Below are 12,319 nucleotides of genomic sequence, written 5' to 3'. Positions count from 1 at the left end.
TAGTTTTGTATGGACTATGTAGTAAAAAGACAGAGCGCAAAGAATTTTACTAAAGATATTGCAAAAGGAAAATACAGTATGAAACACAAGTTTCAACGTCAAGAAAATCAGTGGGGTAATCGTCAGAAAAGTTTACTGATTGACTCTATGCTTCGTCCGTATCCAATCGATCCAATTAGATGCGAAGTCGGATCTGATGATGTAAGAAGAATTTTTGATGGCGTTCAGCGAGCTACCACAGTAAGAGACTTTTTTAAAAAAGATGGTTTTAGATTGGCTAAAAATTTAAAACCAGTTACAGTTGATGGCGAGGTATATGAAATTGCTGGTAAAAAATATGCACAGCTCGATGAAGCCGTACAAGATAAGCTGAATGATTATGAGATGACAATCTATGTGTTTACTGATTGTACTGGAGAAGATATTCGAGAAATGTTTACTCGTCAGAATAATGGTAAACCATTAAACAATACTCAAAAACGTACAGCAATCGAGAGTGAAAAAGTAAGTGACGTTATCTTTAATTTTGCAGATCATGAGTTCTTTGAGAAAGTCCTTACTGATGCACAATATAAGAAAGATGTTCAGCGTGATCTGATCCGCGAAACCCTTATGCTGATTAATACAAATGAAGAAAATGATTTTACATCATTTAGAGCGAAAGATATTGACAGTTTTGTTGTTTGGTATGATGAAAATATCAATGCTACTGATATCAGTATATTAACAGATGTATTAGATGCTTTCAATACAGGCGATGAAGTAATCAAGGTAAAATCTACTTCTATCCCAATGATCCTGTATGGCGGTTATAAATGTATTAAAGACGGAAAAGATTTTAGAAAATTCGAAGCTGCGGTAAATGAGTTTGTTGAGAATTATGATTCTAACGAAGCATATAAACAGCTCGTACAGTCTGGAACTACTGCTTCTGCTGGCGTTAAAGCTCGTTTACAGTATTGGAATAACGTCGTAGATAATTTATAATTTTTTGTGAAATAATTTAATGTGATTTTTATTATGGAGAGTGAATCGAGATACTGGGTTCACTCTCCTATTTTTGTATGGGCAGATGTGCTTAGTGGCGATAGCAACGGACTGTAAATCCGTCACATTAGAAACACCGTAGGTTCGACTCCTACTCTGCTCATTTTTATTTTGGAGCTTTACTCAAGTTGGATGAAGAGATCAGTCCTGAAAACTGACAGGCCGCTAACAACGGCGCGTGGGTTCGAATCCTACAGGCTCCGTATATAATTAGCGAATGGAGGCAGTGCCTCCGTATGCCGGTATGGTGGAATTGGTAGACACATCTGGTTTAAGCCCAGATTGTTATGAGCAGTGCGAGTTCGAGTCTCGCTGCCGGTATTATTTTTTTTATAAAAGGAGACATACATATGAAAGGTATGACTGGAATTTACAGGATTAATCCTGCGTTGTTTGGTGGAATCATGGCATTATTCGTAGAATTAATAGTAACAATGCTTTTACCTCTGTAGAATATAATCCTAATATATAGGACAATATTGCAACACCAACAGAAATTAATAAAGTATTTCGCCAATAGTGTTTGTTATTGTTTATGAGGTTTTGATTTACTGCTTTCAATTCTGCATTCACGGTTCTTAGTTCATTCAATTCTTCTAAATTAGAATCTAACGTTTTGTTCTGTATCTCAATTTGTGCATTCAATTTTATATTTTCGTACTGAATTTTTCTCATGGCTTCTGTTTGATTTTCAAGCTCTGACTGCATGGAATCCATTTTATCAGTAAGAAATTTCAATCGTTCTTCTGGAGATGGGAATTTTGGCATGTAATCAAATATATTCATGCTGGCATTATTGTTCAGCATTTGCTGATAGCTTGCATCTGATATTAGTTTTTCAGAAAATTCCTGTAGTTTTTGGAGATCTTCAGATAGAGTTACTGGTTCCAATACTTTTCCATCTGGTGTTGTTATAGTTTTACACATTTAAATCACCTTTCTTTATTTTGTTTCATGTTTTATATTTTTATTCTCTTTAAATTTATTGGAGAATAAGTAATCATAAGCAGTTTGGTGCTTATTGCTCTGTCAGTGGAGCGTGATTAATTTTTTGGAGTAGGAAACCAGAGAAGTCATGAGCTTTGGCATAGTAGACACTCGCACTACTCTCCTACTCTTTTACTAATGATAATTGCGAGTGGAAAGCGAGTGAAAATGTTATGAAATTAAATTTAGAAAATTTAAGAACTCTTGATTGGAATATTTCTGGTATTTATAAAATAGAAAATATTTATAGTGGGAATATTTATATTGGTCAATCAAAAGATGTTAGGAAACGGCTTAGAGAACATTTAGAATGCTGTATTAGTCAAAACAAATCTGAAAATACTGGACTTGTTTCTGCATGGGAAAAATACGGTAAAGGATGTTTTGATTTTGAACTATTAGAAAAATGCTTAGAAAATCAATTAGACAAAAGAGAGGTTTATTGGATTACATATTATGATTCACATAAAAATGGCTATAATATGACATCAGGCGGTCAAAAGAATTTTAGTGTACCTAATTGGTCTGAAAAAGATAAGAAATATTTTAGCAGTATTAGGAATCCAGAACCTGTATTACAACTTGATTTTGATGGAAATATTGTTAATGAATATTGGAGCGTTGCTCAAGCATCAAAACAAAATGGTTATGATAGCAGAGGTATTTATTCATGTTGCAATATGGGACTTAGTAAAACTTCAAATGGATATATTTGGATATACAAAAAAGATTATAATACATTCGATTTAGATTATTATTTAAGCAGAAAACAAAAGAAGCCTATTGAACAATATGATATGGATGGTAATTTAATAAAAATATGGGAACATGGTTGCCAAGTAAAAGAAAATAATTTTAGTCCTAGTAGAATTAATAGTTGTTGTCACCATAATAGCATGTCTGCTTATGGTTATATTTGGAAGTTTGTAGATGATACTACAAGAATAATCAATAAAGTATACTGTGATGAAGCAAAGCGAAAGGCAAATTTAGTCAAAGTATCAAAAATATACCAACTTGATGATAATAATAATTTGATAAAAATATTTAAATCACTTAGAGAAGTAGAAAGAAATGGTTTTAGCAAGTATTTAGTTTCAAAATGTTGTAAACACGAAACTGAAAAATATGAGAATTATATATGGTTATTTGAAAAAGAGTATCTAGCAATTAATGCCTGATACTCTTTTATATTGGAACGAAAAGGGAGGTGACTGTTGATTGGCTATAAAAAGTAAAGCAACTGAAACGAAATTAACGGTTGCACAAATGAGAAAGAAAATAGAAACACTTGAAGATAAGGTACAAATTTTAAAAGATGGTGCTTGGTGTTATATGTGTGACACACATAAAGCACGAGATAAATTTTATGTTAGTACAGATCCACTAAATAAAAGTGGTCTTACACCTATTTGTAAGGATTGTGCTCGCAAGATTGCTCTTAAAATCGGTAAGGATAAAGTCGAACATGAACCGGATAAAACTTCAGTAATTGAAGCTATGCGATATCTTAATAAACCTTTTTATACAAAGTTATGGGATGCCAGTGTTCAAGAATCTGATAATCTTGCGTCAGGTAAGGTTCGTTCTAATGGATACTTATCATATGTAAAAAACGTTGCTATGGGTCAATATAATGGTGATACTTTCAAAGATTCGGATATATTTAAATCTACTGTTTCAGTCGATTCTTCAAAAGAGAAAATAACTGAAGAACAGTTAATTGAAACTCATGCTGGTTTGGATACATATGACAGCTTTTTAAAAAACAAAAATGATGTAATTCGATTGTTAAGTTATGATCCATTTGAAAAGGAAGATGTTGCAGATCAGCCATTTTTATATTCTCAATTATTGGGAATTCTTGATTCAAGTGAAGATGCAAATGAAGATATGATGAGAACTTCTTCTGCCATTTCTATTGTACGTGGTTTTTTACAGCAGTCAAAGATCGATGATACTGTAGCAAAATTAATGTCTGATATTTCGCAAATCGAGCGCAATTCTGCGACAATAAAATCTCTGCAAGAAAGTAAAGGAAAAATAACTTCTGTTATAACAAGTTTGGCCCAGGATAGTTGTATTTCATTAAAGCATAATAAAAACGCAAAAAAGGGTGAAAACACATGGACTGGTAAAATCAAAAAAATAAAAGAACTTAATCTTCGAGAAGGCGAAGTTAACGGATTTGATATGGAGACATGCAAGGCCATGAAGCAAGTTATGGATCTTAGTAACGCTTCCATCATGAAAACTTTAAATTTAGATGAATCAGAATGGTCTGATATGGTTGCAGAGCAACGACAAAAAATTGTAGATTTGCAAAGAGATCTGGATAAGTATATTGAAATATCTCGTATCTTACTTAGAGAAAATTTGGATATTAAGGATTATCTAAAGGACAATGATATTTCTTTAAACATGAATCTGGTAAATTTAAACGAATTATTTTCTTGTTTTTCTGAACAAGAATCCGGTTCGCCAGATGAAAATGACGAAAAGCAGGAAAATACAAATGAAATTTAAAGAAATAGATAATACTATTGATCTAATTCAATATAAAGATCAGTGTGTTCAAGAGGACGTTATATATGTAAAACCTGGAGTATATGCAATGTCTTCTAGAAAAATTGAATCTTTAATTAAAATTGCGTATCTACAAAAATATTTTCAATGCAATCCCGTTTCCTTTATAAATATTATGTTCAATATAGAACTTCTTGATGCCCAAGCTTGGATTGTTCAGCAAAGTTGGACATGTCCGAATGTATTGCTTGTCTGTAGTCGAGGATTCGGAAAATCTACGCTTATCGACATTATTATCATGGCAAAGGACATGTTGTTTAATAACTATTGGACATATATTGCCAGTGGCTCTGGTAGTCAGGCTGAACAAACTTTTACAACATTGGAACGGCTGGCTAATGACAACATTGATACAATGATGGGTTCAACTGGTTACATTTTCAAGGCAGAAATTGAAATAAAAAATGCTGCTGGAGATGGATTTTCCCATGGTAGCAACGGATTTTCATATTCAACTTATAACGGAAGTTTTACTCAAACATTAAATTCAAATATAGACAAAAAAAGAGGTAAATCAAGATATTTCCGCACTTGCCTCGCTACTTAGTGATAAGTAGATCCATATAATTTGTATGGTTTTTAATCGAGAAAGAAAACTGGAAAGCTGAAAGGCTAATCAGACTGGAAGGCTATATTTAAAAATATAGTCACAGGCAGAGCATAGAAAGTGAACCTAGAAATAGAATATAATCTTTCCACGAGTTCTCGATATCTCATTTTTGAGATAAAAAGATATGCCGAACTTATAGAAACAATAACTATAAGATCTATAAGATAAAAAGCTTATAGGATAACAATTGATGCGCGGAAATGTAATTTTTGATGAATGTGGATTTCTTTCAGATGAAATGATGTCTGTATATTCTGCATTCGCAATTGTAAATAAAAGTTTTAAATCAGGAAAAGATCGAGATGGAAATAGAATTGATGAAATACGTCTAAGAGCAATTCCAAAAGAAATTCCAAACCAGAAATTTTACATATCTTCTGCTTCTGATACATCCACAAAATATTATTCCTTATATAGAGAATTTTCCAAACAGATGTTAATGGGAAATAAGGATTATTTTGTAGCAAATATTACTTGTGATATTCCATTACATCCTACCATTCATGGGCAAGTTATGGCACCACTGTTTGAAAAATCAACAATTGATTCTGATATGAGAACAAATCCAGAAAAAGCTAGGCGAGAATATTATTGTGAATTTACTACTGATGCAGGTAGTGACGCAATCATACGACGTGGCGTTATTTCCAGAAACGAAGAAGTCAGAAAACCACTTTTATATAATGATACTGGTGATAAAAAATTTGTTATAGCATATGATCCAGCTAGATCAAGAGACAACTCAGTTATTCTTGTAGGCGAAATATATGAATTCGAGCAAATAGACGGAAGCACAGATATTCGTATGCGATTAGTCAACTGTATTAATCTTATTGATGTTGGAAAAAAAATAAAATCTCCAATGCAAACACCAGATCAAATTGAATATTTGAAAAAAGTTATTCTTGCTTATAACGGCGGTGCAGACGCATATGGAAACATTGTTGGAATTTATATTGATGCAGGATCTGGTGGTGGCGGTGTAAATATTGCCGATTATTTAATGCCAGACTGGACTGATTCTGCAGGTATTGTACACAGAGGATTAATTGATAAAGAATATTCTATAGAATATGTCAATAAGTTTCCAAATGCAGTAAATAAAATACACCTCATGTCTCCTTCTGCATACAAATCAGAAATGTATGAAGCGATGATAGAATTAATGAATCAAGACAAAATAAGTTTTACTGCACCATATGACAGCAAAGATTATTTAACTGTTTTTGACGTTGATGAAAAGAAATTAGAAGAAGCACGAAAAAGCATATCGCAAGAATTGAAAAAGCAAAAATTAAATGAAAAAGAATTTGAAAGTCGTTTAAATGATGAGCTTGGGAAAATTCAATCTGTTAACACAAAAATGATTAAACTTGACTGGCAGGATAAAATTGCACTTGCCAATATGGACGCGCTAAAGGAGGAGCTTGTGAATATGGTTAGGAAAAAAAGAGATTCAGGAAAGGACTCTTTCGAGTTAACTCCAGAAAAGGCAAATAAGCTACATGACGACCGTGCCTTAAATCGTATAGGGTACTTTGTAATAAAAGTAGATAAGTTACAAACGGGAAATTTTCTCTGATTAATTGGGAAAGTCCAGAAGTGGATAACCCACAGCAAGCGTAATAGCAGCTGCAACGACTAAGTGAGAAAACTTCATTCTACATACTTATATATGAAGATGCGATAGTCTGAACTCGTAATATAACTAAAATATGAAATACGAGAATTAAGGTCGAGTGTAAAGACACTCTTGGAAGTACCTTAATCGCCAAAAATGGTAGTAACACAATGATACAGCATGTATGCTTTCATATTCTCTTATGTGCGAACGTCGAAAAAATATCACACAGAGAAAACGCCCACAAGAGTCCACCCAATCTCTCCTTTCCAAACTTTCAATCAATCAACCAAAACGTATCTCTTCGTTTTCCAAAACAATCTAAATAAAAATCCAAAACACAACTAAATAGAAAAGGAGGTGTTCTCGTCAAAAATGACACAATCCAAAAAAGAGATGGCAGAAACATCTCCAACACGTAAAAAACAACCAACAGCTGCAGAACGAAAATTGTATATGCAAAGTCTTGAACGTCAGCAAAAGAGATTTGCAGAAACGCAGAATGCATTTAAACAAGTTCGTGATGTTACAAAAACGACAAGACAAATTCCTATAAGTTCATATAACAAGGGAAATGTAATTAAATATCTTCAAAATATAGACAGTTATGAAGATGAATTGCGTGGTTTATCTCGTTACTTATTTTATCGTTGTCAGATATATTTTAGATTAATTATGTATAATGCAACTATGTTTGACCTAAATGCAAGGTACGTAGTTCCTACATATGATCCAACTGGTGACAACGACAAGGAAAGTATATTAAAAGATTATTATGACACTTTGGTATGGCTAGATAGAATGTCTTTACAAGGGAACTTCTTACAGGTATTAATTAATAACTTTATAGAAGATGTATTCTATGGATGCTGTTGGCTGGACGAAACCGGAATGTTTATTTTAAAAATTCCACCAGATTATTGCAGAATTTCTGGTAAATATTTTACTGGCGATTATTCTTTCTCTGTAGATATGAGTAAATATAAAAAATTCGAAGACGTGCTTGAATACCTTGGTGATCCATTATTATCAATGTATAAAAAATACGGTGGCAATAATCAAAATAAATGGCAACCTATGCCTGATGAATATGCTTTGTGTACAAAGTCAAGAGTTGAGACATGGGAAACTATTGTTCCAATTTACAGTGGATTATTTATTGATTTAATTGGTCTTTTAAATCTTGGTGATGTACAAGCTGTTGCGGATGAACAACAAATTTATAAATTAATTACAGCTACTATACCGACATTATCTGGTGCTGATGAACCAGATCAATGGGCTGTAAACATTGATTTTGCCGTAGATTATTATAATAAATTGGTTGATAGCCTTCCACCTTATATTGGTTCTGTGATAACTCCATTGCCACTTAATACAATATCTTTTTCTGATGATCAAACAACAGACACGACGAAGGTACAAAAAGCCACAAAAGAAGTGTTGAATACTTCTGGTGGAGCGCAAATACTTAATTCTTCTAGTATTTCTGGTGCTGAAGCATTTCGAGCTGCTACAAAGGCAGATACTGAATTAGCAATTTCTGCACTTTTAGGTCAGATTCAAGGATGGGTAAATAGAATGCTATCATACCAAGTCAAAAATGCGGCGAAGGTTAAATTTTTTGAAGTGTCTTCTTATACAAAAGATACTCTTAGAGAAGCCATGCAAAAAGATCTGCAATATGATAGTTCTAAAATGATATTAATAAATGCATTAAATGGGATTAGTGAACTTGATACCCTTTCGATGACTTTCTTAGCCAATGATGTATTAGATTTAAAGAATAAATTTGTTCCACTCGTATCAGCAAATACAGTATCCAACGCAAGTGACGAAGGTGGCAGACCAGAGGTTTCTGATTCAGAAATAAGTGACGATGGAGCTAAAACGAGAGACAGAAAATAATGAGGTGGTCATATGAAAGAAAAGTTTTTAAAAACAACAGACACTACTACCTCTGAAAACTTAAAGAAACTTGGATTTCAAGTAGTAAGTGAATTGAATGGAATATATATATTTTTGAATACTGACAAACTTCAGTTTTCAAATATAGATAAATCAAAAATACAGTATAGCAATATACTTACTTTTTAGCCACTCTTCTATTTCTTGAGTGGTATTTTTTATACCAATTTTTAGATTTTATAAATGAGGTCGAATGGATAATTCGATAAAGAGATTAACGGGACGGTTTACACTCTCCCATCTCTGCCTCCGTTTTTATGGAGGTGATTTATGAGTTTCAATAGAGAAACTGGTATGTACGAAGGATACATATATGTTATAACAAATGATATTTATCCTAATAAATTATATATTGGTCAAACATCACAAGAATTAATAACTAGATGGTATAGTCATGTTGGACAAGTAAAAAAACATTCGTCCACAGACAGATTGCATAATACAATGAATAAATATGGTATTGAACATTTTGCCATGGATGGATTAGAAAAATGCACTGCTACAACAAAAAAAGAATTGATTTCAAAATTAGATGATAGAGAAAAATATTATATTAAATTATTTGATTCTTTTCATAATGGTTTTAATCTTACTAAAGGCGGAAGAGACGGAAGCGAAAATAAAATGAGAGCTGTTAAACAATATGATATTAATGGTAATTATATAAACACATACGAATCTGTTGACAAATTAAAAGAAATATTTGGAAAGACATCTGTTATCTATTCTTGTTGCAATGGTGAATCAAAATATGCGTATGGTCATATTTGGCGTTATATTGAAAATGAATTAGAAGATTTTCCTTTACCAACGGACAACGAAAAAGAAGAAGCGTTGATAAGGTATTATAGTTTATTACAAATTGATAAATATGATTATCGGGGAAATTTATTACACGTATATAAAAACACAACGGAAGCAGCAAAAGCAGAAAATACAAAAAGGAGTTTTATTGTTGATTGCTGTATCGGTAAACGTGTTTATATAGGAATTAATATTTTTAGATTCCATCATGAACTCTTTTCATCTCATAAAACATATAGAGAAAAGCCTAAACTTGTAGAACAATATGATTTGAATGGAAATTTTATAAACGTTTATGAAAGTGTTCGAGAAGCCGGAAGACAATTAAATATAAACTATCAAGTTATTACACAAGTTTGTAGAAATGAAATAAAAACTGCTTATGGATATATTTGGAAATATGTTGAAAACGCTTTAGTCATTCCAGATTTACAACATAAAGGGAATTGTAAAAAAGTGTTTAAATATGACAGGGATGGAAATTTAATTAAGGTTTATTTAAGTGTTATTGATGCTAGTATCGAAGAGGATGTTTCATACACAACGATAATTAATTCGTGTAATCAACAAACTAATAGTATATTTTCCAATTATACATATTCACATGAAGAATTAACACCTCAAGAAGTTGAAAATAAATTTAGAAATAAAAAATCAAAAAGAATTAATATGTATACAAAAGATGGTTTTTATATTAGAACATTCGATAGTTGCATTAATGCTGGAAAATACATAGGACATAGAAATTCTTCAATACTAATTGGGGCATGTTGTAGAAAAAAGAAAGTATCTGGATATGGCTATAAATGGTATTTTTCAGATGATTTAGATCAGCCAGATAAAACAAGAATAATTACTTAGTAGCCTCGTTCTTTTTTGAATGAGGTATTATTATACCCATTTTTAGGAAAGGAGGAAATAATTAAAGCAGATGTCAAAAATTATAAAAAAGAAAATTTTAACTGAAGATGATTTGCTAAAATTTTGTCAAGACAAAAAATTTGCGAGATTTAATTCCAAAGACATTGGCTATCAGTTAGCCTTAAAAGTGCCAACTACTTTTGAAGTGGATAATATTGTAGATGATAATCATCGTGGAATGATGCGTCTTAAATTTCGAATTTTCCATACAGGACTTAATAGGAATAAAAGTTATGTATCAAAAGAGTCTGCTGAAAAAGCAATGAATACAATTGCTGATAGACCTGTATTGGCTGCAATACATCAGCTAGATGATGGAACTTGGGACTTTGAAGGTCATGAGATGGAAATTATCAAAAATGATAACGGAAATGAAGAACTTAGATACATTGAATCTCAAGTTGGTTCTTTCTCATCTGAGCCAGCATTTTGGGAACATGATGATGGATTAAATAAAGATTATGTATGTGCTTATGCTTATATAAGCGAAGAATATACTAAGGCATGTGAAATTATTCGTTCTAAGCAAGGCACAAAAAATAGCTGCGAGCTTTTTATTGACGATTTATCTTACAACGCAAAAGAAAAATATCTTGAATTAAATGATTTCTATGTGAATGCTTCAACATTATTAGGGAGTCGTGATGATGGCACAGAAATTCAGGAAGGCATGGAAGGTTCTCGTGCTGATATTGTAGATTTCAGTGTAGAGAATAACTCGGTTAAATTTAGCAAAGAAGAAAAATTGATTGAACTTTTAGAAAATCTAAATAAGACACTTTCTAATTTCAATAAAAAAGAACAGATTGCTGTTCAATCACAATCAAAGAAAGGAGGAACCGAATTGAATAAGAAACACTTTGAAGAGGAAGTTACTGAAACTGAGGAAGTAACTGAAACAGAAGAGTCTGAAGAGGAAGTGACTACCACAGAAGAAGAATCTGAGGAAACAGTTGAGGAAACCTCCGAAGAAGAAACTAAAACCACTGAAAAAGTAGAGGAAACTCAGGAAGTTGCCGAAGAGGAAACCGAAGATACCACTGCATCAGAATCTGAAACAGAAAGTTTTTCAAAAGATGAGCTATTCAATAAATTATTTGACATTTCTTTTGAAGATATCAGATACGCATTAAATGCATTATGTTCTATTTATAGAAATGATTCTGAATGGTGTTATGTGTCTCAGGTGTATGATGAGTATTTTATTATGCAAGATTGGGACAGCGACAAATATTATAAACAATCTTATACAAGAGATGAAGATAATATTGCACTTGCTGGAGAGAGAACAGAAATGTTTGCAATGCTTCTTACAGAATCTGAGAAGATTTCTATCGAAGAAATGCGTTCAAACTATGCAGAATTAAAAGCATTTAAAGAAGAAATTGAATTAAATGAACTTCGTGAAAAAAAGAAAGAAATTCTTGATTCTGAGAAATATGAAATTCTTGCACAGAAAGATGAAGAAGGAAAATTCGTAAATAAAGATTATGAGAAACTTGTTTCTGAAATGGATAACTACTCTCTCGCTGATCTTGAGACAGAAATTAAAGTTCTTCATTCTGATTATGTTTCTGAGCATGGTAACTTTGCACTTTCTAATAACAAAGAAAAGACAGCTACATCAAAGAAACAATTTGTAAATGTAAATAAAAAAGCTTCGAAACCTAGCAGATATGGAAAACTGTTTGCTGAAGAAGAAAAATAAATAAACAAAATAACTTTTAATTTTAAAGATCGCAACAAGCGGTCTTTTTATTTTGTAAAAAAACAAA

At 32.0% G+C, this 12,319-nt stretch carries 10 protein-coding genes and 3 tRNA genes; 12 read left to right on the top strand and 1 reads right to left on the bottom strand.

The features are described 5' to 3' along the window. Positions 1–9: 9 nt before the first annotated feature. The 4 genes from DWX00_RS15940 (at position 10) to DWX00_RS15925 (ending at position 1,368) form a co-directional block, all read left to right on the top strand. Entirely contained in the window at positions 10–987 is a 978-nt protein-coding gene (locus DWX00_RS15940) for a DUF262 domain-containing protein (RefSeq protein WP_118595726.1), read from the top strand. A 79-nt stretch (positions 988–1,066) separates the two neighbouring features. Next, positions 1,067–1,150 (top strand) — tRNA-Tyr (locus DWX00_RS15935). A gap of 10 nt (positions 1,151–1,160) precedes the next feature. After that, a tRNA-Ser gene (locus DWX00_RS15930) sits at positions 1,161–1,250 on the top strand. A gap of 35 nt (positions 1,251–1,285) precedes the next feature. Then, positions 1,286–1,368: transfer RNA gene (locus DWX00_RS15925), tRNA-Leu, on the top strand. An 81-nt stretch (positions 1,369–1,449) separates the two neighbouring features. Here DWX00_RS15925 and DWX00_RS15920 read toward each other — a convergent pair. Then, positions 1,450–1,974, bottom strand: a complete 525-nt coding sequence (locus DWX00_RS15920; protein WP_118595725.1) for a hypothetical protein — start codon at positions 1,972–1,974, stop codon at positions 1,450–1,452. 233 nt (positions 1,975–2,207) lie between these two features. Between DWX00_RS15920 and DWX00_RS15915 the strand changes: the two genes are divergently transcribed. The 8 genes from DWX00_RS15915 (at position 2,208) to DWX00_RS15885 (ending at position 12,252) form a co-directional block, all read left to right on the top strand. Then, complete coding sequence (locus DWX00_RS15915) at positions 2,208–3,215, top strand: GIY-YIG nuclease family protein (RefSeq protein WP_118595724.1); 1,008 nt, start codon at positions 2,208–2,210, stop codon at positions 3,213–3,215. Between the two features lie 40 nt (positions 3,216–3,255). Next, entirely contained in the window at positions 3,256–4,560 is a 1,305-nt protein-coding gene (locus tag DWX00_RS15910) for a hypothetical protein (protein WP_118595723.1), read from the top strand. Then, on the top strand, positions 4,550–5,167 hold the full coding sequence (locus DWX00_RS15905) for a hypothetical protein (protein WP_118595722.1): 618 nt from the start codon (positions 4,550–4,552) through the stop codon (positions 5,165–5,167). The genes DWX00_RS15910 and DWX00_RS15905 overlap by 11 nt, the downstream gene beginning before the upstream one ends. A gap of 253 nt (positions 5,168–5,420) precedes the next feature. Next, positions 5,421–6,812: a hypothetical protein gene (locus DWX00_RS15900; RefSeq protein WP_118595721.1), complete on the top strand. Its 1,392-nt coding sequence runs from the start codon at positions 5,421–5,423 to the stop codon at positions 6,810–6,812. A 414-nt stretch (positions 6,813–7,226) separates the two neighbouring features. Continuing rightward, entirely contained in the window at positions 7,227–8,759 is a 1,533-nt protein-coding gene (locus DWX00_RS15895; RefSeq protein WP_118595720.1) for a hypothetical protein, read from the top strand. Positions 8,760–8,771: 12 nt separating this feature from the next. Then, a complete protein-coding gene (locus DWX00_RS19750) occupies positions 8,772–8,948 on the top strand; it encodes a hypothetical protein (RefSeq protein WP_158578887.1) in 177 nt (58 codons plus the stop codon). A 141-nt stretch (positions 8,949–9,089) separates the two neighbouring features. Continuing rightward, a complete protein-coding gene (locus tag DWX00_RS15890; protein WP_118595719.1) occupies positions 9,090–10,484 on the top strand; it encodes an NUMOD1 domain-containing DNA-binding protein in 1,395 nt (464 codons plus the stop codon). A gap of 70 nt (positions 10,485–10,554) precedes the next feature. Then, entirely contained in the window at positions 10,555–12,252 is a 1,698-nt protein-coding gene (locus DWX00_RS15885; RefSeq protein WP_118595718.1) for a hypothetical protein, read from the top strand. The last annotated feature ends 67 nt before the right edge of the window (positions 12,253–12,319 follow it).

Source organism: Blautia sp. AF17-9LB, assembly GCF_003479185.1.
In the GTDB taxonomy this organism is placed as follows: Bacteria; Bacillota; Clostridia; order Lachnospirales; family Lachnospiraceae; genus Fusicatenibacter; species Fusicatenibacter saccharivorans.
The sequence above is the reverse complement of the archived record's forward strand: the minus strand, read 5'-3'. Positions and strand labels throughout refer to the sequence as shown.